Origin of the sequence: Citrobacter sp. Cs237 (assembly GCF_030332325.1) — a bacterium.
GTDB lineage: Bacteria > Pseudomonadota > Gammaproteobacteria > Enterobacterales > Enterobacteriaceae > Citrobacter_A > Citrobacter_A sedlakii.
The window spans coordinates 485,053-506,962 of record NZ_JAOWIB010000093.1; the positions used below are offsets into that span (position 1 = coordinate 485,053).

Genomic DNA, 21,910 nt, shown 5'->3' on the forward strand with positions numbered 1-21,910 from the left:
TGACTACGCCAGCCGCCGACGCAAAAGCGCTGGCGGTTTTGCGAACATCACCAGATTGCCCAGTAAGATCAGCGCTAGCCCCACGACCGCATTTATCTGCCAGACATAACCTTCGTAGAAAGTGGAGATCGACAGCGCGACCAGCGGAAACAGCAGCGTACTGTAAGCGGCGTTGCCGGGGCCGATACGCCCGACCAGGGTGAAATAAGCGCCAAAAGCAATCACCGAACCAAAAACCGCCAGATACAGCAGGGCGCCCAGGTAACTGACGGTCCACTGCGGCATAAAATTGTCGCCGCGCAGCAGGGCGATGATGGCAATCAAAAGCGTGCCGTACAGCATTGCCCAACTGTTCGTGGTCATGATTTCCAGCCCGTTCTTTTGATGTCGCAGGCTGATCATATTACCGAGTGAAAAGCCGAAGGTGCCCAGTGCGCTAAGTCCAATTCCCCAGAGCAGTTCCTGGCTAAAGCCGCTGCCGACCAGATCCTGCCAGAACAGCGTCACGATCCCCGTCAGCCCCAGCGCGGCAGCGGCAAAGAAGCGAGCTGGCGGCTTTTGTGCGAAGAAAATAAAGCTGTTCACCGCGTTAAACAGCACCGCCATAGAGAAAATCACCGATTCCAGCCCCGTGTTGATCCACGCGGCGGCGGTATAAAAACACCAGAAGTTAAAACAAAAGACACACGCGCCCTGTAACAGACAGAACAGATGGTCGCGAGGCGTCAGTTTGCGCAGTTTGCCCCGCACCAGAAGAATGACCATCATCAGCGCCGTCGCCACGGCAAAACGCCAGAAGATAGACACCGGGGCGGTCACGGGGCCCTGTTGCAGATAAATGGCGATCCACGTCGTGCCCCAAATCATTACCACCAGACAGTACAACAATGCATTCATCACGTTTTACCTCTTATCAAACGATGACTCACTGTCACAAAATTGCCGGGAATGCGCTTTCATCCCCTTGCGCCACACTTGCAAAATCTTGCGCTTTTTTCCTTTGAGGGCATGGTAAGCGCGGCAACCTGCGATAGACTGAGGATCTGCTAAATGTTGTCGATATGGTGATATGTCCCGGTCCTACGATGCGTTTGAAAACCTGCGCAAACATAATGCTGTGCTGCATGAGTCAGTCGCGCTGCATTCTGGCGTCCAGCTGGCGGCCTGGTCGAACAAGCGCGATACCATTACGCAATATTGCGATCATCACACCCTCAGTCTGTACATTGAGGATGGCTATGAGAGTTATCACAAAACGTCCAGCGGCTGGGAAAACGGCGGCGGGCCGGATCGGTTTTGTCTGATGCCAAAAGAGAGCGAATCGACGTGGGATATTCGTGACGACTTATCCTTTGTGCATCTTTACTGCACCGATGCGCACCTGCGCGAAGTGGGCGAAAAAGTGTGGGACAAGAGTCCTTACCGTTTCACTCTTGAAGAACGGTTATTTGGCAACGACCCGGGTATCACCGCCGTCTATCGCCAGTTTTTTCTCGGTAACGACTGGCAGCAGCCCGCCAATCACCTGACGCTGAGCGCGGCCTCGTCGCTGTTGATGACTCACTTGATCCAGCACTACAGCAACGTCCAGTGGCGCCTGCCTACCGTAACCGGCGGACTGGCGCCCGTGACGCTGCGCAACGTGCTGGCGTACATCGATGCCCATCTGGCGGAACCGCTGACACTTGCCGACTTAGCCCGCGAGGCGGCGCTCAGCGAATTTCATTTCGCCCGTATGTTTCGCCAGTCGATGAAAATGGCGCCGCATCAGTATGTGATGCAGCGACGCATGGCGCTGGCGAAGCAACTGGTGTGTCACACCCGTCAACCGTTAACCGACATTGCGCTGGCCTGCGGGTTCAGCTCTCCGAGCCATTTCAGCAACCGCTTTAAGCAGGTGACGGGGAAAACACCCTCGCAGCTACGCGCGGCGGGAGAAGGTTAACGTGGCGAAGCAGACACCACCCGCCATCAGCCCCCAGAATGCCGAGCCGATACCCCACAGCGTCACACCGCTGGCGGTGACCAGGAACGTGACGATAGCCGCATCGCGTTCCGCGTCATGGTTCAGCGCCTGATACAGACTGCCGGAGAGGGTGCTTAACAGCGCTAATCCTGCCAGCATCTGCACGCCGCTCACCGGTAGCGCCGCCATTATGCCGGTAATCGAACTGCCGAAAATCCCCGCCAGAAGATAAAACACCCCGGCTGACGCTGCCGCCAGCCAGCGCTTTGACGCATCCGGATGCGCATCCGGACTTTGACAGATTGCCGCTGTGATGGCGGCAATGCAGATGGAATACACGCCAAATGGCGATAACAGCAATGCCAGCAGGCCCGTCACCACGATCAGCGGTGAAACAGGCACGTCATAGCCGCTGGCCTTCATTGTCGCCACGCCGGGCGCATTCTGTGAGGCCATTGTGACCAGAAATAGCGGTACCGCCACGCCTAACGCGTGCGCCAGAGAAAACGAAGGCGCAATAAACGTCGGTATAACCGGAGCGACGCTCAACGTACGGGTCACCACTTCGCCCTCAAGCCATGCCACCAGTGCGCCCGCGAACAGTGCGGCAATGACGGCATAGCGCGGAGCAACTCGCTTTAACGCCAGCCAGGCCAGCAACATACTGCCGCACAGCATCAAATGGCCCTCCAGATTGGTGAAGGCCTGCAAACCAAAACGCAGCAGAATGCCAGCCAGCATCGCGGCGGCGAGCGAGTGGGGGATAATCCTCATCATGCGCGCAAACAGACCTGTTATTCCGCAGATGACAATCAGCGCGTTGGCGACGATAAACACGCCAACCGCTTCCGCCAGCGTTACCCCCTGCAAGCCCGTGACCAACAGCGCCGCGCCAGGTGTAGACCATGCCGTCAATACCGGAGCGCGATACCACAGTGACAGGCCCAGCGTACTGACGCCCATTGCGATGCCGAGCGCGGTCATCCAGCCGGCGATCTGTTCGGCGCTGGCGCCTGCGGCCACGGCGGCCTGCCAGATAATAGCCGCCGAGCTGGCATAGCCGATGAGGACCGCCACAAACCCTGACAGAAGCGTCGGTAGCGGAAGCGAGAAAGCGCGCATAGCAACCTCTTGTGCGTTATAACGGTCGCTTGAATCTACCATTTGAGCGTTATAGCGCACAAGTGGTAAACTGATGTTTTTGGGAGAACGCGTATGGACAATCTCACACAGTATCTGGCGAGCACGCTGAAAACGTTGCGCACCCAGCGCGGCTGGAGCCTGTCGCGCCTGGCGGACGCGACAGGGGTGTCGAAAGCCATGCTTGGGCAGATCGAACGGAACGAATCCAGCCCGACCGTGGCGACCCTGTGGAAGATCGCCACTGGGCTGAATGTCCCGTTTTCTACGTTTATTTCACCGCCGGAATCGACGCCTTTGCCGACGTTTGATCCTCAGCAGCAGGAAATGGTGGTGACGCCGCTGTTTCCGTGGGATCCGGAACTTTGCTTCGACCATTTTTCCATTCTTCTGGCGCCCGGCGCGCTCAGCGAATCCACGCCGCACGAGGCGGGGGTAATTGAGCACGTCGTGGTGATCTATGGCGAGCTGGAGATGTGTATTAACGCGCAGTGGCGGACGATCAAAACCGGAGAAGGCGTTCGTTTCGCCGGTGATCACGCCCATGCCTATCGCAACACCAGCGCGCAAACAGTCCATTTTCATTCGCTGATTCATTACCCGCGCAGTTAAGCGGGAAAACTATTTCGCAATGCCGCGCTTCTGACTACAATAGCCGCCATTTTGCTGCTACTGGATAAAAACAACGCTATGCGCCAGCACCCACATCGCCTTGAATTGTTAAGCCCGGCACGTGACACCGCCATCGCCCGCGAAGCCATTTTACACGGCGCGGACGCCGTTTATATTGGCGGTCCCGGCTTCGGCGCGCGTCATAACGCCAGCAACAGCCTGAAAGATATCGCCGAACTGGTGCCGTTTGCCCATCGCTTTGGCGCGAAAATCTTTGTTACGCTGAACACCATTCTTCATGACGATGAGCTGGAACCCGCCCAGCGCCTGATTACCGATCTTTACCAGACCGGCGTCGACGCGCTGATCGTTCAGGATATGGGGATCCTTGAACTTGACATTCCGCCGATTGAACTGCATGCCAGCACGCAATGCGACATCCGTAGCGTCGAAAAAGCGAAATTTTTGGCTGACGTCGGTTTCACCCAGATTGTGCTGGCGCGCGAGCTGAGCCTTGCGCAAATTCAGGCGATTCATCAGGCGACCGATGCCACTCTCGAATTTTTCGTGCATGGCGCGCTCTGCGTCGCATATTCCGGCCAGTGTTATATTTCTCACGCCCAGACCGGACGTAGCGCCAACCGCGGCGACTGCTCCCAGGCGTGCCGTTTACCGTACACCCTGAAGGACGATCAGGGCCGGGTTGTGTCTTACGAAAAACATCTGCTGTCGATGAAAGACAACGATCAAACCGCTAACCTCGGCGCGTTAATTGATGCAGGTGTACGCTCCTTCAAAATTGAAGGGCGTTATAAGGACATGAGTTACGTAAAAAATATCACCGCCCACTATCGGCAAATGCTGGATGCGATCATTGAAGACCGCAGCGATCTGGCGCGCGCGTCTTCCGGTCGCACCGAGCATTTCTTTATCCCGTCCACGGATAAAACGTTCCATCGCGGCAGCACCGATTATTTTGTCAATGCGCGCAAAGGCGATATTGGCGCCTTTGACTCACCAAAATTCATCGGCTTACCCGTTGGCGAAGTGCTGAAAGTGGCGAAAGATCACCTTGATGTTGAAGCCAGTGAACCACTGGCGAACGGCGATGGCCTGAACGTACTGATCAAACGTGAGGTGGTTGGTTTTCGTGCCAATACTGTCGAAAAAACCGGGGAAAACAGTTATCGCGTCTGGCCGAACGAGATGCCTGCCGACCTGCACAAAGTGCGCCCGCGACATCCATTGAACCGTAATCTCGATCATAACTGGCAGCAGGCGTTAACCAAAACCTCCAGCGAGCGGCGGGTAGCGGTGGATATCGAACTCGGCGGCTGGCAGGAACAGCTGATCCTTACGTTAACCAGCGAGGAAGGGGTGAGCGTAACGCACACGCTGGACGGTCAGTTTGACGACGCCAACAACGCTGAAAAAGCGCTGAGTAACCTCAAGGACGGCCTGGCGAAGCTGGGGCAGACGCTCTACTACGCGCGTGACATTCAGGTTAACCTACCCGGTGCGCTGTTTGTGCCAAACGGGCTACTCAACGCGTTCCGTCGGGAAGCCATTGAGATGCTGGATAAGGCGCGACTTGCCCGCTACAAACGCGGCGTGCGCAAACCGGTCTCAGATCCCGCGCCGGTCTACCCGCAGACGCATCTGAGTTTTCTGGCAAACGTCTATAACCAGAAGGCGCGTGAGTTCTACCATCGTTATGGCGTACAGTTGATCGACGCGGCGTATGAAGCGCATCAAGAAAAGGGCGATGTGCCTGTGATGATCACCAAGCATTGCCTGCGTTTTGCCTTTAATCTGTGTCCGAAACAGGCGAAAGGTAACATCAAAAGCTGGAAAGCGACGCCAATGCAACTGGTCAACGGTGATGAGGTGCTGACGCTGAAATTTGACTGTCGCCCGTGTGAAATGCACGTTATCGGCAAGATTAAAAATCACATTCTTAAAATGCCGCTGCCGGGCAGCGTAGTGGGTTCCGTCAGTCCGGAAGATCTGATGAAAACGCTGCCGAAGCGTAAACCTTAATCCTTTGCGACATCAGCCCGGTGGCGTTTACCGGGCCTTTGTGTTGGTATTTATTTCCGCCGGTTAACGCGTAGCCCAAAGCCGACATCCGGCGAAGTGTCCGCTTAATGCGCTTTAAACCCCGCCGCGGTCATGAGCAGGCGAAAAAACATGCCCACCGCCGCCAGCGCCAGCACGCTGCCGCCCCAAAGGATGACCAGCCACATCAGGCGTTTCCAGAGAGAATGTTGCATCAGTGATACCCCTCGCCATGTTGCACTTTGCCGCGAAACACATAGTAACTCCAGAAGGTGTACACCAAAATCACCGGAATGATGAGCAGCGCACCGACCAGCATAAACCCCTGACTCTGGGCGGGGGCGGCTGCCTGCCAGAGGGTAACCGAAGGCGGAATAATGTGCGGCCAGATACTGATGCCCAGGCCGCTGAAACCAAGGAAGATTAGCCCGAGCGTCAGCACAAACGGGAACGTGTGGTTTTCCGGACGACCCAGTGTGCGCCATAACCAGACGCTGAACGCGATCACCAGCACCGGCACCGGCAGCAGATAGCCCAGGTTGGGAAGCGTAAACCAACGGTCGGCGATCGCCGGATGCGCTAACGGTGTCCAGAGGCTGATTATCGCGATTGACAACAGCAGGGCCAGCAGCAGTTTTTTCGCGACGCTGCGCATTTTATCCTGCAGCGGATTTTCGCTTTTCATCACCAGCCAGGTTGCGCCTAAGAGCGCATAGGCAACGACCAGTCCGACGCCACAGAACAGAGTGAAGGGGGTTAACCAGTCGAACGGCCCGCCGCTGTAGCGGCGACCGGTCACCGGGAAACCGTTGATCACTGCGCCAACCACGATCCCCTGTGCGAAGGTAGCCAGAATCGACCCGCCGAGAAAAGCATGGTCCCAAAATGGGCGGTGGGTTGGCGTGGCCTTGAAGCGAAACTCGAAGGCCACGCCGCGAAAAATAAGTCCGATCAGCATCAGCGTCAACGGAATGGTCAGCGCATCGATAATAACCGCATAGGCCAGCGGGAAAGCCCCAAACAGCCCCGCGCCGCCCAGCACCAGCCAGGTTTCATTACCGTCCCACACCGGCGCGACGCTATTGACCATCACATCACGATCCTCTGCGTCTCGTGTGACAGGAAACAGAATGCCAATACCCAAATCGAATCCATCCATCACGATATACATTAGCGTGGCGAAGACGATGATCACAAACCAGATAACCGATAAATCAATACCCATTAGCGATGTGCCTCATGTTGAGAATCGAGGACGGCGGCGGAAAGCGGCCTGGCGGGTGTGCCCGGCGGCGGCGCGGAATCATCTTCCAGCGGGCCTTTGCGGATCAGGCGAATCATGTAGCTGTAGCCGACGCCAAAGACTGAGCTGTAGACAACAAAGAAAGCGAGCAACGAAATGCTCATATGTAAATCGCCGTGGGCCGACACCGCGTCGGCAGTACGCTGTAAACCGTACACCACCCACGGCTGGCGTCCGACCTCAGTGGTCACCCAGCCCGCGAGAATGGCGATGAGCCCCGAGGGTCCCATCCATAGCGCAAAGCGCAGGAACGGGCGCGAGGTGTAGAGGCGCTGCCTGTAGCGCAGCCAGAGCGCACAGAGCCCCAACAGGATCATTAACATGCCCAGGCCGGCCATGATGCGAAACGACCAGAACACGATCGTCGAGTGAGGGCGATCCTCTTTGGCGAATTCTTTTAGCGCCGGAACCTGTTTATCCAGACTGTGCGTCAGGATCAGGCTTCCCAGCGCCGGGATCGCCAGTCCATAGCGGGTGCGTTCCTGTTCCATATGCGGCCAGCCAAACAGCAGCAGCGGCGTCGGCTCACCCGGCGGGTTTTCCCAGTGACCTTCAATCGCGGCGATTTTGGCTGGCTGATGTTTCAGGGTGTTCAGCCCATGCATATCGCCGATTAACGCCTGCACCGGTGCGACAATAAGCGTCATCCACAACGCCATGGAAAACATCGTGCGAATGGCTGGCGTTGTGTTGCCGCGCAGCAGATGCCAGGCTGCCGATGCGCCGACAAACAGCGCGCTACTGAGAAATGCGGCCACGGACATATGCAGCAGGCGATAAGGGAACGAAGGATTGAAGATAACGGCGAACCAGTCCACGGGTACTACCTGGCCGTTGACGATCTCAAACCCCTGCGGCGTTTGCATCCAACTGTTAGACGCCAGGATCCAGAAGGTGGAAATGAGGGTGCCAAGCGCCACCATGCAGGTTGAGAAGAAATGCAAACCCGGGCCGACTTTATTCCAGCCAAACAGCATCACCCCGAGGAATCCGGCTTCAAGGAAGAAAGCGGTCAGCACCTCATAGGTAAGCAACGGCCCGGTAATACTGCCTGCAAATTCCGAAAAACCGCTCCAGTTGGTGCCGAACTGATAGGCCATCACCAGACCGGAAACCACACCCATGCCGAAATTGACGGCGAATATTTTCGACCAGAAGTGGTACAACGAGCGCCAGACCGGATTTTTGCTTTTTAGCCAAAGGCCTTCCAGCACCGCCAGATAACTGGCAAGCCCAATGGTGATCGCCGGAAAGATAATGTGAAAAGAAACCGTAAAGGCGAACTGGATCCTTGCCAGGTGAAACGCATCAAGACCAAACATGCCTGACTCCGCACTAAAAATTGATTCAGCGCAATTCTAGGCGTGTGAAGCAATGAGGGGCAGAAACAGAACAGGCATATTTAACCATAACAGTTTGCAAATCGTTGTGAATTTTATTCACTGTTATACACTGCGAGGCTCACCTGCATTGACCGACGAGAAACCAGAATGAAAAAATACCAGCGTCTGGCTGAACAACTTTGCGAACAGATCGCCTCTGGCGTCTGGCAACCCGGCGATCGTCTGCCGTCTCTGCGCGAACAGGTCGCCAGCAGCGGCATGAGCTTCATGACCGTCGGACATGCTTACCAACTGCTGGAAAGTCAGGGGCGAATTATTGCGCGTCCGCAGTCCGGCTATTACGTCGCGCCACGCCCGATTCTCCAGCCGACCGTGCAGCCAGCCCAGGTGATGCGTGACGAGGCTGTCGACATCAATACCTCTATTTTTGAGATGTTACAGGCCAGCCGTGATGCCTCGGTCATGCCGTTCGCCTCGGCGTTTCCCGATCCGCGCCTGTTTCCGCTCCAGCAACTTAACCGCTCGCTGGCGCAGGTGAGCAAAACCGCGACCGCCATGAGCGTGCTCGAAAATCTGCCGCCTGGCAACGCAGAGCTGCGTCATGCCATCGCCCGTCGCTATGCCCAGCAGGGCATAACCGTCTCGCCGGATGACATTGTCATCACCGCCGGTGCGTTAGAAGCGCTTAATCTGAGCTTACAGGCGGTCACCGAGCCCGGCGACTGGGTGATTGTGGAAAACCCCTGTTTCTATGGCGCGCTGCAAGCGCTGGAGCGATTACGGCTTAAAGCGCTGTCAGTGGCGACCGACGTGAAAGAGGGGATCGATCTCGCGGCGCTGGAACAGGCGTTACAGGATTATCCGGTAAAAGCGTGCTGGTTGATGACCAACAGTCAGAACCCGCTTGGCTTTACGCTTAGTCCGGCGAAAAAAGCGCGGCTAGTCGCGCTCCTTGACAAGCATAATGTGATGCTGATTGAAGATGACGTGTACAGCGAACTCTACTTTGGCCGCGAAAAACCATTACCCGCCAAAGCCTGGGATCGCAGCGACCGGATCCTGCACTGTTCTTCATTCTCGAAGTGTCTGGTTCCGGGCTTTCGCATTGGCTGGGTGGCTGCCGGCAAGCACGCCCGCACCATTCAGCGCCTTCAATTAATGAGCACGCTGTCGACCAGTTCGCCCATGCAGCTGGCGCTGGTCGATTACCTGTCTACCCGTCGCTATGACGCCCATCTTAGACGCTTGCGCCGTCAGCTTGCTGAGCGCAAACAACAGGCCTGGCAATCGCTGCTGCGTCACCTGCCTGCCGACGTGAAGATCCATCATAACAACAGCGGCTATTTTCTCTGGCTCGAACTGCCGGAATCAATGGATGCAGGAGAACTGACCGCGCAGGCGCTGGCGCACCAAATCAGTATCGCTCCCGGGAAAATGTTTTCCACCTCGGACACCTGGAAACGTTTTTTCCGCTTCAACACCGCCTGGCAGTGGGGGGAAAGAGAGGAGAGCGCCGTTAAACAACTCGGTCAGCTTATTCGCGAACAGCTGAAATAGCGCGTCGTAATGTGTAAAGCAGATTCTGATTATCCATGAGCCTGCTTTTGCCTGTCATTCATAGGAAATATCAATACCCGTCAATTTTCCTTTTGCTCGCTAACGCCTTGTCTATATTAGGGAAGAGAGACTCTTTACCCTTGTCCGCGACGTAATGCGCGTTACGTCACATCCTGGTCAAATTTATTCTCTCCGGGCGGTGGGCTTTCTGTGCGCCGACTATTCTCTGGAAAGAACAACATTCCGCGGTACGACTGTCGTGACAGCGTCGCCGGAAACGGTAAATAAACAATGACATGGGAAAATGCTATGCAACATCTCTTACTGATTAACGGCGAGCTGGTCTGCGGTGAAGGCGAGAGGCAGCCCGTCTATAATCCGGCGACGGGCAAGGTGCTTCTGGAAATAGCCGAAGCCTCTCCTGCGCAGGTTGACGCCGCCGTTCGCGCAGCCGACAGGGCGTTCAGCGAATGGGGACAAACGACGCCTAAAACGCGCAGTGAACGGTTGCTGGCGCTGGCTGACGCGATAGAGCAGAACGCGCAGGTCTTTGCCGAACTGGAATCCCGCAACTGTGGGAAACCGCTGCATTGCGCGCTCAATGATGAGATCCCGGCGATTGTCGATGTGTTCCGTTTCTTTGCCGGCGCCGCTCGTTGTCTCAACGGTATGGCTGCCGGGGAATATCTGGAAGGACACACCTCTATGATCCGGCGCGATCCGGTGGGTGTCGTCGCCTCAATTGCGCCGTGGAACTATCCTCTGATGATGGCCGCGTGGAAACTGGCGCCTGCGCTGGCAGCCGGTAACTGCGTGGTGATAAAACCCTCCGAAATCACGCCGCTGACCGCGCTGAAACTTGCCGAACTGGCCAAAGATATCTTCCCGGCGGGCGTGCTGAATGTGCTGTTTGGTCGTGGTAAAACGGTTGGCGATCTGCTGACCGGGCATAAAAAAGTGCGCATGGTGTCGTTAACCGGTTCGATTGCCACTGGCGAACACATTATCCGTCATACCGCGCCCGCCATTAAGCGTACACACATGGAACTGGGCGGCAAAGCGCCGGTTATCGTGTTTGATGATGCCGACATTGACGCCGTGGTCGAGGGCGTGCGTACGTTCGGCTTTTATAACGCCGGACAAGACTGTACCGCCGCCTGCCGAATCTATGCGCAAAAGGGGATCTATGACGCGCTGGTGGAAAAACTTGGGGCGGCGGTTGCCAGCCTGAAAACGGGGGCGCCGGAGGAAGACTCTACTGAACTGGGGCCACTGAGTTCACTGGCGCACCTTGAGCGGGTCGCAAAAGCGGTCGAACGGGCCAAAGCGCTTGGACACATTAAGGTGGTTACCGGCGGACAGAAGGTGGACGGTCCCGGCTATTATTTTGCGCCGACGCTGCTGGCGGGGGCCAAACAGGAGGACGAAATCGTGCAGCGGGAAGTCTTCGGCCCGGTAGTGAGCGTGACGCCGTTTGACGACGAGGAACAGGTGCTGACGTGGGCCAACGACTCGGAGTACGGTCTGGCCTCGTCGGTGTGGACACAGGATGTTGGGCGCGCGCACCGGGTCAGCGCCAGGCTCCAGTATGGCTGTACGTGGGTAAACACCCATTTTATGCTGGTCAGCGAAATGCCGCACGGTGGGCAGAAAATGTCAGGTTATGGGAAAGACATGTCGCTGTATGGGCTGGAAGATTACACCGTTATTCGTCACGTCATGGTTAAACATTCATAGCCTTTATGATCAGTGCGGAATCGAACGGGGCGGGAAAAGATCGTACGTTGCAGGCAGAGAGAAAAATCTCTCTGCCAGTCTGCGCCGCAGGGATGTAGAAATTAAATAAACCAACCAAATCTCAATGAGATAAGCGTTACCAGTCCGACGGCAGCAAAAAGATTGATCACTACGACAGTTCTGCTTGAGACATTCATTTAGGCCACCCTGAGTTATTACCCCTTTGTGTATAGTTCGGGATCGCAAATTGCGCAATAGGACAACCCGGGGTTATTCATCGGCAGCGATAAAATCGGAACAGCGCCAGACCAGAGCGATAAAACTTGATGTACATCAAAAAAAAGAGCATATTGCGCGCGTTTCACTTCTCTGGCCGGATGTCCCGTCAATGTCTTTGTATCAAAAAATGCTCGTTTTTTATGCGGTAATGGCCGCACTGACTTTTCTCATCACCTGGTTTTTATCGCACGATAAAAAACGTATCCGTTTTTTGAGCGCCTTTCTGGTGGGAGCGACCTGGCCTATGAGCTTCCCGGTCGCATTGCTGTTTTCGCTGTTTTAACACGGCTGAACAGGAGGGCGGTGATGCACCTCCTGCCTGTTATTGTCCCCCACTCAACAGCGTGTTCAGCGCGTTTTTATCCTCTGGCGTCACTTCATGTGGATGGCTGAATCCATTGTTCTCCTGCGCGCGCGTATACAGCGCCACCAGCCAGTCATAGACGTAGCGGCTGGCGGCATGTACCGGCCGGTCGTTTAACGCTGTCAGGCGTGCCATAGGTGGACGTTTTGCCGCGCTGAAAATCGTCTCGCCTTTGGCCATTCGACTGGCAGGGCGTTCGCTTTCCTCAACGTCGGCATAACCGAGCCAGGCGACAAAGTTGGCGATGTTGGCGTGCAACTGCGCGCCGCAGTTCTCGTCCTGTTGCACAATTTGCTGTAACTGCTGCGCAAGCTGCAAGCGGTAGCTGGCGGCGATCAGTATTGCGACCACCTGCCTGAGCGTGGCGGGCTTCAGACCTAAACGTGTGGCATTGCTGTCGTCGCGGCTCCACTGGCGAAGATGGTTGATCCACAATTTGTGCGCCCGGTCGCCGGTATCATTACCCTCAACCGTTTGAGGCGCGTCGTGAACCTCCGCAAAAAGATCGACAGCGTCGTTGAACAGCCCGCTAACCTGTTCTTCCCTCGGCTGGCGTATCTGGAGCAGGCTCTCAAACTGTTGCACCTCGGGAACAAGGCCATCCAGCAGATCGCCGTGATGTGCTGCCTGTTGCTGTAATTCACGGACAACCGTTTCGGCGCTGGACAGGTTGTCAGGCAGCAGGCACAGCAGTTCACGCAGATACTGCCGATGCCGGGCATGAAGCGCCTCAATGCGTGCTTGCCGCTGGGGGAACGACGTGGCGTGGGACAGCCATTCGATCAATCGTTGCAGACTGTTTTTATCCAGCGCCTGAAGGGTGCCCCAGTGCTGACCGGGATTGCCCATCAGTTGCTGGACGGTTTCATCCAGATTCTCTCCGCTTACAAAGCGCGCGTCCTGCGGGGTGATCGCCCATACCACGCCCGGTAGCGCTGTGTCGCGTAAGGGTTGGGTTTCGTGGACCCAGTTCAGTAACCGCCTGGCGGTAGCGGGCGTTTGCGTGCGGTTAGCGGTGGCATTGCAGATGACTAACACGTCAGGCTGCCGCTGCTGACGATAGTGCTCAAGCAGCCAGCCGAGTTTAGCCTGCCATAAGGGCTGTGGAGAGGTGACGGGCGCCAGCGGAATATCCAGCAGATCGACCTCGTCAAGTACGCCGTCCTCCACGCTCAGCACCAGCTCGCGGGTAAGCAGCGCAAGGGGATCTTGCGGCAGGCTCACGGCCGCCAGCAGCGCGCCTTCCACCACGGGATGCACCACCACGTCATTTTGTGCTTCCGGTGAGGCATGGGCTTCCTGGGTGAGAAAACGCTCGGACGGTAAACCATACTGATCGACCAGCAGGCTGAGCGGCGCAGCAACTTCGCCAGCGTTACCGGTCTGTTGCAGCACATGCGCCAGCGCCAGCCACTGCTGCGTTAGTTCCGGCTGTTCGCCCCACAGCAGCGACCAGATGCTGGCGCGGGTAGTGAGATCCACATACGGAAGCACAAGCGCGAACTGATGCCAGAGCGCATCGTCAATCTGTTGTTGAGAAGCCGGTCGGCACTGACGACAGAAGCGGGCGACGGTGGCGACTTCCGCCGCCGTAACGCCGGGGACGGGATGACGCTGGCGCAGCGACCGCCATTTTTCGAGACGCGATTCAATCATCGCTTTTTCTGCCTGGCGGCATGCTGGCTGCGCGTGGGCCATCGTAATAAAGATTTGCACCAGTTCGGCTTCAGCGAGAAGCCGCAGACGTAACGGCCACTCGTCATCGGGCGAACTTGCCTGCCGCGTAAAGCGTAGCGCCATGTTGGCGGCGGCATGGCCGGGGTTAATATGGCTGAAATAGTCGAAATAGCGGTCCGGCATCACCACATTCATCCTGCCGTTTCCACTGCTGCACAGGGCGGAAAGTAAATGGGCTTTCGCTGACTGGGAATAACCGTACAGCCCGATACAGGCGCGTGACTGACGGGCGGTCTCCAGCGCAATCTCCGTGGCGTTCGCGGCGTGAAGCTGCGTCAACAGCGCGTCTGCTTCGGCATCCAGCGTGACGGCGTAGCGGCGGGTGCGCTCTACCCAGGCAATAGCGGCCTGAGAAAGGGTTAACGTTTTGCTCATTTCAGGTACACGCTCCCGCTGTCGATCCAGTAATGACTGCCGCTGTGTCGACGGTCAGCCAGGGTATTTAATTTTAAGGTCAGGGCATCCGCCGGAACGGGTGTGCCGTCCTGTAACCAGGCGTCGCTGAGGACAAACGATTCGGGACCGTTCTCTTTGCTGCCGCCGCGCAACTGAAGCCGCACGTTCAGCACACCGTCACCGGCAATATTTTTAGCCAGTTCGGCGGAGTTGATGCTCAGCGTATAGAGCGGCGTTGCGGGCCAGCGGCTGTTCGCCAGTTGGCGGAAACCGAGCGTCACGTTACCACGCAACGGAAAGTGGACGCGGGTATCCAGCTTTTCGCCGGGTTTATCCAGATCGATATCGCGATACCAGACATTTTCGTCGCGCAGGATGTTGACGGTGTTATCCAGCACGCCGAGATAGCGTACCGTTGACCAGGCGCCGATATCGGCTGCTTTAAAGTTAAAGCGCGGCAGACGCAGATCCAGCGCCAGACTGCACAACATCGCACCGACGGCGGCAGTGGATTTCGGGTTGCCGATCCGTCCCTGCTGGTTGAACGGATACCATTCATGCACCCGGTAGTTATCCATCCATACTATCCGGTTGACCGGAACAGGTTGAAGATGGCGGATCAGCGCCTGCACCGCAGGCAGACAGGCGGGCCTGCCGGTCACCAGCAGCACGTCGCAGCAATAGTGCGAAATGGCTTCGCACACCGCATGCAGCGGCGAGGTAAGGGTGAATTGCCCGGCCAGCATCGCCTCTTGCAGCTGGCTGAACTGCACCTGTAACGGCACGCTAAGCACATCGAACGCTGGCGTGCCGGGCGGCAGCGCATGGTCGACGGCCTGCTGAATGTAGTTCATGACGTTGCGGGTTGGGCGCTGAGGCAACAGCTCGCCAAAGGTGGCATGCACCCCGGCCAGCGGATCGTTGATGTCGCACTTTTCCCATGCGGAAAGCACCGCGTGCCCCAGCGGCATAAACAGTTGAAGCGCCGTTTGCTGACGCAGCACCGCCTGGGTATCTATGCGCCCGGAATCGCCAAACAGCGTGGCGAGCAGGGCGGCGGCATCGGTAACGCCTGCCTGCTGCAGCCGGGTTTGCAGCGCCGGTAAGATGCATCTCTGAATGACATCCAGAAGCATGTCATCGCCTGCGACCTTAAATCCTTCGCGAAACAGCAGGCGCGGGGTGATTTTAACATTTGTACCGACGCCGTCGTCCAACTGATAGTGAACAATCGCCATGTCAGTGGTGCCGCCGCCAATATCAATCGAGGCAACGCGCAGCGCCCGGCCTTTGCTTTCGCCCGGCTCGGGCTGGCGGTCCGGACGCGCCATTGCGCGGAAAAAGGCTTCGCTACGTCCGGCGTAATGGGAGATTGCTTCGTTATACAGCCACACCAGTTGCCCGCAGCTGGCTTCGTCCCATTCCATCTGGATCTCAGGCACTGGCACCCGGCTTTTTTCCTGCTGTTTACGGCTGCTAAAGTCGTCGTCCTGCGGATGCCACCCCATGGCTTTCCAGACAAGGGCAATGGCTTCAAACATACGCTGGCGGAAGATCTCCCGCTCCTGCTTTGGCATTGCCGAGGGCAGGGTGAGGATCAGCGTACGCAACTGGCGGGGCGATGCGGGAAACCCCAGCCGCAGACGGGTCGCCACACTGTTGATTTGCCCCAGCGCCTGGGCGAGGATCTCGCAGAGCATATGGGTCATCAGGGTGCTGCGGCTGTACTGCGGGGAGAATACCGGCAGGCGTTCATCCTGCGGCAGCGCGTACAGCGGCTGGCCGTCGTCATTCATCAGATTCATCAGCGGATAGGCGGTCGCGAGCGGTTCACGCTGGGTTTTGCTGTTCATCTGGCTGAAGCGCCAGTCGTGCAGTACCGGCGTTTCATCCCACAGGTAGCGGCGGGGACTGGAAATACCGCTATTGCCGTCGGTTCCGGTTCGTTGCATCGCCAGTTTACGCGCTTCGTCGCCAACCCTGACAATCGACGGCCAGATAAACGCGTCTTCGCGTCCGCTTTCGACGGAAAAATGCTGCTTGCCGAAGCGGGCTTCCGAGAACTCAAGGCGACTGGTGAACAGCGGATCGTTCAAAAACTGCGGCTCGCTCAGCGATCGCACCTGCAGTTCTGCCGTCTGGCGCAGGCCGTCGTTGGCATCGCCGTGATCCTCAATCAACACGCCGCAGGTGTGGGTATTGCCAACGTCAAGGATCAAATCGACCGGAATCGCGGGAGTGCTCAGCGTCTCTGTGACCAGCCTGACCTCTGGCACCGTTAGCTGTTCGCCGAGTAACGCCAGCAGATTCAGCCAGTGCGCCTGATATTCAAAACTGCGCAGCGCCTGATTGATGGCCTGTTCCGGACGGTTTTCCACCTGGCTGACATGATGCAAAAACACCTCGCGTAGCCAGCCATCAATCCACGTCTGATCGAGAAAATCAGCCACTTCGTCATCGCGCCAGGCCAGCGCAAAGCGGGTACCGTTCAGTACATCGTTTTCACTGGGGGCGAGCGCGGAGGGAGTCGCATCGCTCAACTGACTGTCGAGCGCGAGCGTAACGCGGTGGGTATGACCTGCGCTGTCAGGTAAGGCGAGTTTGCGAACCTGCACGCGCGCCCAGTTATCCGGACCTTCAACAAAGGTGCGCGGCGGGTTGAAGCGCAGGAACGGCAGCGGTAGCCAGACGCCGTCCAGTACCGCAAGCGAATACTGTAGCGACTGTGTGCTTTCGGGTTTAACCACTTCTGGCTGCATTCCCGGACGCGCCGGCAGCGTGTAGCGACCGTTTACCAGATCGTAGTCCAGACGCAGCAGCGGGCCGTTAGCGGTTTTCCGCACAAAACGGCCATGATGTGCCGACTCCTGCGGCGTCAGGCCGAAGTCAAGAAACTGAACGCCGCTGTTTGCGATGAGCGTGACGCTCTGTTTGTAATCACACAAATTCACCAGCATAAGATCAGGCACCTATCTTTTTAAACGTCAACGGGATCTCCGCTTGCCCGTCGAAGCGTGCGGTACAGGCGGCAACGTCATTTGTCCCGGCTTTACAGGTGATTTCCGGCATCGGATAGCGGGAGCCATCGGCGCAGCGTGCATTTCCACGGCTTTTGATCATGAGCTCGCCGCTCTGATGCAGACCGGAAAAAAGCTCGGCGCGACAAACAATGCTGTCGCCATGCACCAGCCGCGCTGTCCCTTTGTTATTCTGGATCTGATAGCGCAACGAGGGCGCTTTCCCGGTCGCGGGGTCTTTCACCTCCATTACTACGCGCCAGCGACCGTTGAGAAAACGGGTCGTACCGGCCTTCACCTGATTAGCCTCCATGACCAGCGCGTCTTTCGGTATCGCAGCAATGACCACCGGCGCGTCGGCGGGCGGGGTCTTTTTCTTCTCCGGAATAACGTGCGCCTGCTGCAGCGGTAGCGTGGCGGTCAGTTCCGGCAGAGCAGGCATTGCGGGTTGCGGCGCACTGGCGCTTTCCGTCGCGACCGCGGGGGTTTGCGCGTGCCAGAGCAGCGGCACGGCAAGCGCGGCAATGGTGACGGCGGCAACCGGCACGCTCCACAGCGGCAGTCGGCGCGCCGGTTTCGCGGACGCTTTTTCCTCTGCCACGACGGACGGCGCGACGGGCGGGCTGATGGTTTCAGAGACGGGCGGAGTTACCGGCACGACGGGGACTGGCAGCAGTGGTTCATCCGCATGGGGAAAAGCGTTCTCTGGCGCGGTTTCTTCTGCAGGTACGGGGTCAGCGTGAATGTCCGCTTCGGGCGAATCTTCGAGATACAGGCATGCCAGCACATCGTCACGCACGTTTTCGTTAAGGTTGATAAAACCCCAGAAGGTGATAACCGGTTTCCCATCCACCAGGAAGACGTGGTTTTCACCGGGAAATTGTACGGCTTTTTCGAGCAAGGAGCCGAAAAGCTGTAACGCCGTTTTTCCGGATTGCAGGCTCTTGCGGCTCAGGGCGGCGGCGCTGTCCAGCGTCGCGGAAAGCGTGCGGAGGGCGCGACGGCGCGCATCAACGTCAGCCGCTTTCCACGCAACGGCCTGGCCTTCTACAGGAGAATACCAGTCCACCCGGTCACCGCTGTCGTTAATTTGCGGAATGGCGAGACAATCGACCATCGCCAGTTGCTTTCGCAGCCGGAGTGTTTCACGAATTTGCAGCGCTGAATCAAAGACGGCCTGGCCGCCACCGCCGACGGCCTGATAGTCATCAAGATTGCCGCTGCGCAAGAGAGTTTTTGCCACGTTAGGGTCCTTAAGACTTTTTCACGCATCTACTTTACGGCGTCATAACGCGAGCAAACGGTGGAAGAAAGGCATAAAGGGGCGAATTATCCCGCCATAGAGGGGTTGACGTTGTGAAAAAGACTTAAGGGAAACTGGCGGATATGCATTACGGATTAAATGCCGCAAGCGAACGGATTTCAGCGTATGATGAAGGTTTCATCAGTCTGTTGAAAAGGAGAAGCTATGTCGCATCTGGATGAGGTTAGCGCCCGCGTTGATGCCGCGATTGCGGAAAGCGTTATTGCTCAGATGAACACGCTGTTGATCGCCCTGAGCGACGATGGCGAATTAAGCCGCGAAGATCGTTACACCCAGCAGCAACGGTTGAGAACCGCCATCGCGCATCATGGCCGGCAGCATAAAGAAGACGCCGAAGCGCGCCGCGAGCAGTTGACAAAAGGCGGCACGATCCTGTGATGGGCCAGATGGCGGCAGGGCGGTCGTTAAAACGATCGTCTTGCCACCAGCCATGCGCCCACCACCAGCATCACCGCGCCACAAACCGGACCAATCAGCGCCCTCAGCGGTACCCCGTGGCTGCGCAGGAGGTCCAGCGCCAGTCCGCCGATAAGCTGACTGGCGACCAGCACGGCAATCGTGGTCGCCGCCCCCACATGCTGATAGCCGCTGATGCTGGCAAACACGAAAAACGAACCCAGCAGGCCAGGAATTAACGTCCACCAGCGAACGCTGGAGGCCAGTTCGCCAAATCCCGCCATACCCTGCCTAAACCACAATAGAGTGACAAACAGCACGATGCCGACCAGCGAATTCAGCAGCATGGCGATCAAAATAGTGGAAGAGGTCTGGGTGATGCGCACCATCAGGGTGTTCTGCACCACCAGGCCGATACCCGCGGCGATCAGAAAGGCGAGCGTCAGCGATGTGTTCATCCGCGCGCGTCCGGTTGCAGACGATCGTCAAGCTGAAGCTGCATGAATGTCAGATCCAGCCAGCGGCCAAATTTGGTCCCTACCTGCGGCATTTGCGCGGTGATTTTGAACCCGAGCGTGCTATGAAGATGCAGCGAAGCCTGATTTTGCGACTCGATGCCCGCGACCATCACGTGCTTGCCGCAGGCGCGCGCTTCCTCAATCAAGCGGCTCAATAGCTGGCGTCCCACTCCTTTCCCCTGATGATCCGGGTGAACGTACACCGAATGTTCCACCGTGTGGCGAAATCCGTCAAAGTTGCGCCAGTCGCCAAAGGAGGCATACCCCGTCACCTTACCGTTTTCTTCAGCTACCAGCACCGGATACCCCAGCAACTGACGCGCTTCGAACCAGGCCATGCGGTTATCGGCGTCTACGGTTTGATCGTTCCAGATCGCCGCCGTGTGTAACACGGCGTGGTTGTAGATCGCTGCGATATCCCCGCAATCCTCTTTGCTCGCGAATCGAATAAGCATCTTGAACCTCAGGAAATGTTCACTATAGTATTACGATATGAATACTATTGAAGACAGCATAAATCAACGCATCAGTGCAAGAATTCGCATTGAGCGAGAATCCCGCGGCTGGTCGCTGACTGAACTGGCTGAACGCGCGGGCGTTTCACGGGCGATGATCCATAAAATCGAACGTGCGGAAAGCAGCCCGACGGCGACGCTGCTCGGCAGGCTTTCCGGCGCCTTTGGCATCAGTATGTCAACGCTGATTGCGCGCGCCGAAATGCAGGAAGGCAAACTGCTGCGTGCGGCGGATCAGCCCGTCTGGCACGATCCGCAAAGCCAGTATTTGCGCCGCCACGTTTCGCCACACAGCGACTTGCCTCTCGATCTGGTGCAAATTGAGCTTCCCGCAGGAAGTGATATCCCGATGCCCGCCTCAGCCTATGTACAGGCGCGGCAGTTGATCTGGCTTCAGCTCGGGGAACTGGTATTCGTTGAGGGTGAAACCCGCCACGAGATGAAAGCGGGCGATTGTCTTGAGCTGGGGCCGCCCAATGATTGCCGTTTTATCAATGAAACAGCGCAAACCTGCGTTTACCTCGTTGTGCGTTTAAACCTCGCGGGACGTTAAAGACAGGCGCGGCCTGCTACTATTGATGGATTCATGCCAAACGCTGAGGAGAACATCATGGGTCAACAAGAACACCGTAATCGTCGCTGGGTTTTAGCTTCCCGACCCCATGGCGCGCCCGTGGCGGACAATTTCCGTCTTGAAGAGGATGAGGTCGCCACCCCGGGAGAAGGCCAGGTTTTGTTGCGCACGGTTTACCTTTCCCTCGATCCGTATATGCGCGGACGAATGAGCGACGAACCGTCGTACGCGCCGCCGGTCGCGCTGGGTGAGGTCATGGTCGGCGGAACGGTGAGCCGCGTCGTGTCGTCAAACCATCCAGACTACAAGCCTGGTGAATGGGTACTGAGCTACAGCGGCTGGCAGGATTATGATATTTCCGACGGCGCGGGGCTGGTGAAGCTCGGCAACGATCCTGAACAGCCATCCTGGGCGCTCGGCGTATTGGGGATGCCCGGTTTTACCGCTTACATGGGCTTGCTGGATATAGGTCAGCCGAAAGAGGGGGAAACGCTGGTGGTTGCCGCCGCAACCGGTCCAGTCGGGGCGACGGTGGGGCAGATTGGCAAGATCAAAGGCTGCCGTGTGGTCGGCGTTGCCGGCGGCGCGGAAAAATGTCGTCATGCCACTGAAGTGCTGGGTTTTGACGTTTGTCTGGACCACCATGCGGATGACTTTGCAGAGCAACTGGCAAATGCCTGTCCACAGGGGATTGATGTCTATTATGAAAACGTCGGCGGTAAAGTCTTCGACGCTGTACTTCCGCTGTTGAATACCTGCGCGCGGATCCCGCTTTGCGGCCTGGTCAGCGGCTATAACGCGACAGAACTCCCCGCCGGGCCGGACAGACTGCCGCTGCTGATGGCGACGATACTGAAGAAACGCATTCGTCTGCAGGGTTTTATCATTGCGCAGGATTATGGTCACCGTATTCATGAGTTCCAACAGCAGATGGGACGTTGGGTTAAAGAAGGTAAGATTCATTACCGTGAACAGGTGACGGAAGGACTGGAAAACGCCCCAGAGGTCTTCATCGGTCTGTTGAGTGGTAAAAACTTTGGCAAAGTCGTGATTCGCATCGCGGAAGATGACTGA

At 57.3% G+C, this 21,910-nt stretch carries 20 protein-coding genes; 9 read left to right on the top strand and 11 right to left on the bottom strand.

The genetic code is table 11. From position 1 onward, the window contains the following. Nucleotides 1-3 precede the first annotated feature (3 nt). Nucleotides 4-897 carry a DMT family transporter gene (locus OGY07_RS06740; RefSeq protein WP_286599467.1) on the bottom strand — a complete coding sequence of 298 codons (894 nt, stop codon included), beginning with the start codon at nt 895-897 and terminating at the stop codon, nt 4-6. A gap of 172 nt (nt 898-1,069) precedes the next feature. Here OGY07_RS06740 and OGY07_RS06745 point away from each other — a divergent pair, with 172 nt between their 5' ends. Then, nucleotides 1,070-1,945 (top strand): AraC family transcriptional regulator, encoded by an 876-nt coding sequence (locus tag OGY07_RS06745; RefSeq protein WP_181823148.1) that lies wholly within the window; start codon nt 1,070-1,072, stop codon nt 1,943-1,945. Here the strand turns inward: OGY07_RS06745 and OGY07_RS06750 are convergent. Beyond that, complete coding sequence (locus tag OGY07_RS06750; RefSeq protein ID WP_286599470.1) at nt 1,922-3,088, bottom strand: benzoate/H(+) symporter BenE family transporter; 1,167 nt, start codon at nt 3,086-3,088, stop codon at nt 1,922-1,924. The two genes, OGY07_RS06745 and OGY07_RS06750, sit on opposite strands and share 24 nt — an antisense overlap. A gap of 93 nt (nt 3,089-3,181) precedes the next feature. On the opposite strand from OGY07_RS06750, the gene OGY07_RS06755 reads away from it, so the two are divergent. Then, nucleotides 3,182-3,718, top strand: a complete 537-nt coding sequence (locus OGY07_RS06755; RefSeq protein WP_042283159.1) for a helix-turn-helix domain-containing protein — start codon at nt 3,182-3,184, stop codon at nt 3,716-3,718. Between the two features lie 78 nt (nt 3,719-3,796). After that, nucleotides 3,797-5,758, top strand: coding sequence for a peptidase U32 family protein (locus OGY07_RS06760; RefSeq protein ID WP_199957726.1), 1,962 nt, complete (start codon nt 3,797-3,799; stop codon nt 5,756-5,758). 104 nt (nt 5,759-5,862) lie between these two features. On the opposite strand, the gene OGY07_RS06765 is transcribed toward OGY07_RS06760, so the two are convergent. The 3 genes from OGY07_RS06765 to OGY07_RS06775 are packed head-to-tail and all read right to left on the bottom strand — an operon-like array spanning nt 5,863 to nt 8,401. After that, entirely contained in the window at nt 5,863-5,991 is a 129-nt protein-coding gene (locus tag OGY07_RS06765) for a DUF2474 domain-containing protein (protein ID WP_001164804.1), read from the bottom strand. Further along, a complete protein-coding gene (cydB, locus tag OGY07_RS06770) occupies nt 5,991-7,001 on the bottom strand; it encodes a cytochrome d ubiquinol oxidase subunit II (RefSeq protein WP_286599474.1) in 1,011 nt (336 codons plus the stop codon). The genes OGY07_RS06765 and cydB overlap by 1 nt, the downstream gene beginning before the upstream one ends. Beyond that, the gene (locus OGY07_RS06775; RefSeq protein WP_286599476.1) at nt 7,001-8,401 is read right to left on the bottom strand and encodes a cytochrome ubiquinol oxidase subunit I; all 1,401 of its coding nucleotides are present in this window, start codon (nt 8,399-8,401) and stop codon (nt 7,001-7,003) included. The genes cydB and OGY07_RS06775 overlap by 1 nt, the downstream gene beginning before the upstream one ends. A gap of 168 nt (nt 8,402-8,569) precedes the next feature. Here OGY07_RS06775 and OGY07_RS06780 point away from each other — a divergent pair, with 168 nt between their 5' ends. Continuing rightward, entirely contained in the window at nt 8,570-9,979 is a 1,410-nt protein-coding gene (locus tag OGY07_RS06780) for an aminotransferase-like domain-containing protein (protein ID WP_181823152.1), read from the top strand. Nucleotides 9,980-10,288: 309 nt separating this feature from the next. Beyond that, nucleotides 10,289-11,716: an aminobutyraldehyde dehydrogenase gene (patD, locus tag OGY07_RS06785; RefSeq protein ID WP_042283146.1), complete on the top strand. Its 1,428-nt coding sequence runs from the start codon at nt 10,289-10,291 to the stop codon at nt 11,714-11,716. Nucleotides 11,717-11,817: 101 nt separating this feature from the next. Here patD and yncL read toward each other — a convergent pair whose 3' ends face one another. Next, on the bottom strand, nt 11,818-11,913 hold the full coding sequence (gene yncL, locus OGY07_RS06790) for a stress response membrane protein YncL (protein ID WP_072014929.1): 96 nt from the start codon (nt 11,911-11,913) through the stop codon (nt 11,818-11,820). A 191-nt stretch (nt 11,914-12,104) separates the two neighbouring features. Here yncL and ortT point away from each other — a divergent pair, with 191 nt between their 5' ends. Next, nucleotides 12,105-12,278 carry an orphan toxin OrtT gene (gene ortT / locus OGY07_RS06795; protein WP_042283144.1) on the top strand — a complete coding sequence of 58 codons (174 nt, stop codon included), beginning with the start codon at nt 12,105-12,107 and terminating at the stop codon, nt 12,276-12,278. A gap of 39 nt (nt 12,279-12,317) precedes the next feature. Here ortT and OGY07_RS06800 read toward each other — a convergent pair whose 3' ends face one another. The 3 genes from OGY07_RS06800 to OGY07_RS06810 are packed head-to-tail and all read right to left on the bottom strand — an operon-like array spanning nt 12,318 to nt 18,752. Continuing rightward, nucleotides 12,318-14,471 (bottom strand): virulence factor SrfC family protein, encoded by a 2,154-nt coding sequence (locus OGY07_RS06800; protein ID WP_286599482.1) that lies wholly within the window; start codon nt 14,469-14,471, stop codon nt 12,318-12,320. Further along, entirely contained in the window at nt 14,468-17,449 is a 2,982-nt protein-coding gene (locus OGY07_RS06805; RefSeq protein WP_286599484.1) for a virulence factor SrfB, read from the bottom strand. The genes OGY07_RS06800 and OGY07_RS06805 overlap by 4 nt, the downstream gene beginning before the upstream one ends. 4 nt (nt 17,450-17,453) lie before the next feature. Then, nucleotides 17,454-18,752: an SrfA family protein gene (locus OGY07_RS06810; RefSeq protein ID WP_286599488.1), complete on the bottom strand. Its 1,299-nt coding sequence runs from the start codon at nt 18,750-18,752 to the stop codon at nt 17,454-17,456. A 225-nt stretch (nt 18,753-18,977) separates the two neighbouring features. On the opposite strand from OGY07_RS06810, the gene OGY07_RS06815 reads away from it, so the two are divergent. Continuing rightward, nucleotides 18,978-19,211 (top strand): YdcY family protein, encoded by a 234-nt coding sequence (locus tag OGY07_RS06815; protein WP_060571221.1) that lies wholly within the window; start codon nt 18,978-18,980, stop codon nt 19,209-19,211. 26 nt (nt 19,212-19,237) lie between these two features. Here OGY07_RS06815 and OGY07_RS06820 read toward each other — a convergent pair whose 3' ends face one another. Together OGY07_RS06820 and OGY07_RS06825 are read right to left on the bottom strand one after the other, a co-directional pair. Beyond that, a complete protein-coding gene (locus OGY07_RS06820; protein ID WP_042283132.1) occupies nt 19,238-19,687 on the bottom strand; it encodes a DMT family transporter in 450 nt (149 codons plus the stop codon). Then, nucleotides 19,684-20,202, bottom strand: coding sequence for a GNAT family N-acetyltransferase (locus OGY07_RS06825; RefSeq protein WP_060571220.1), 519 nt, complete (start codon nt 20,200-20,202; stop codon nt 19,684-19,686). Before OGY07_RS06825 ends, OGY07_RS06820 begins: the two co-directional genes overlap by 4 nt. Nucleotides 20,203-20,239: 37 nt before the next feature. On the opposite strand from OGY07_RS06825, the gene OGY07_RS06830 reads away from it, so the two are divergent. Both OGY07_RS06830 and curA read left to right on the top strand, forming a co-directional pair. Continuing rightward, on the top strand, nt 20,240-20,815 hold the full coding sequence (locus OGY07_RS06830) for a helix-turn-helix domain-containing protein (protein WP_286599490.1): 576 nt from the start codon (nt 20,240-20,242) through the stop codon (nt 20,813-20,815). Between the two features lie 57 nt (nt 20,816-20,872). Then, nucleotides 20,873-21,910 (top strand): NADPH-dependent curcumin/dihydrocurcumin reductase, encoded by a 1,038-nt coding sequence (gene curA, locus OGY07_RS06835; RefSeq protein ID WP_286599492.1) that lies wholly within the window; start codon nt 20,873-20,875, stop codon nt 21,908-21,910.

Bases quoted from the DNA above. Each gene is read 5' to 3' on its own strand.
- OGY07_RS06740 (WP_286599467.1), bottom strand. From the start codon at position 897: ATGAATGCATTGTTGTACTGTCTGGTGGTAATGATTTGGGGCACGACG.
- OGY07_RS06745 (WP_181823148.1), top strand. From the start codon at position 1,070: ATGTCCCGGTCCTACGATGCGTTTGAAAACCTGCGCAAACATAATGCT.
- OGY07_RS06750 (WP_286599470.1), bottom strand. From the start codon at position 3,088: ATGCGCGCTTTCTCGCTTCCGCTACCGACGCTTCTGTCAGGGTTTGTG.
- OGY07_RS06755 (WP_042283159.1), top strand. From the start codon at position 3,182: ATGGACAATCTCACACAGTATCTGGCGAGCACGCTGAAAACGTTGCGC.
- OGY07_RS06760 (WP_199957726.1), top strand. From the start codon at position 3,797: ATGCGCCAGCACCCACATCGCCTTGAATTGTTAAGCCCGGCACGTGAC.
- OGY07_RS06765 (WP_001164804.1), bottom strand. From the start codon at position 5,991: ATGCAACATTCTCTCTGGAAACGCCTGATGTGGCTGGTCATCCTTTGG.
- cydB (WP_286599474.1), bottom strand. From the start codon at position 7,001: ATGGGTATTGATTTATCGGTTATCTGGTTTGTGATCATCGTCTTCGCC.
- OGY07_RS06775 (WP_286599476.1), bottom strand. From the start codon at position 8,401: ATGTTTGGTCTTGATGCGTTTCACCTGGCAAGGATCCAGTTCGCCTTT.
- OGY07_RS06780 (WP_181823152.1), top strand. From the start codon at position 8,570: ATGAAAAAATACCAGCGTCTGGCTGAACAACTTTGCGAACAGATCGCC.
- patD (WP_042283146.1), top strand. From the start codon at position 10,289: ATGCAACATCTCTTACTGATTAACGGCGAGCTGGTCTGCGGTGAAGGC.
- yncL (WP_072014929.1), bottom strand. From the start codon at position 11,913: ATGAATGTCTCAAGCAGAACTGTCGTAGTGATCAATCTTTTTGCTGCC.
- ortT (WP_042283144.1), top strand. From the start codon at position 12,105: ATGTCTTTGTATCAAAAAATGCTCGTTTTTTATGCGGTAATGGCCGCA.
- OGY07_RS06800 (WP_286599482.1), bottom strand. From the start codon at position 14,471: ATGAGCAAAACGTTAACCCTTTCTCAGGCCGCTATTGCCTGGGTAGAG.
- OGY07_RS06805 (WP_286599484.1), bottom strand. From the start codon at position 17,449: ATGCTGGTGAATTTGTGTGATTACAAACAGAGCGTCACGCTCATCGCA.
- OGY07_RS06815 (WP_060571221.1), top strand. From the start codon at position 18,978: ATGTCGCATCTGGATGAGGTTAGCGCCCGCGTTGATGCCGCGATTGCG.
- OGY07_RS06820 (WP_042283132.1), bottom strand. From the start codon at position 19,687: ATGAACACATCGCTGACGCTCGCCTTTCTGATCGCCGCGGGTATCGGC.
- OGY07_RS06825 (WP_060571220.1), bottom strand. From the start codon at position 20,202: ATGCTTATTCGATTCGCGAGCAAAGAGGATTGCGGGGATATCGCAGCG.
- OGY07_RS06830 (WP_286599490.1), top strand. From the start codon at position 20,240: ATGAATACTATTGAAGACAGCATAAATCAACGCATCAGTGCAAGAATT.
- curA (WP_286599492.1), top strand. From the start codon at position 20,873: ATGGGTCAACAAGAACACCGTAATCGTCGCTGGGTTTTAGCTTCCCGA.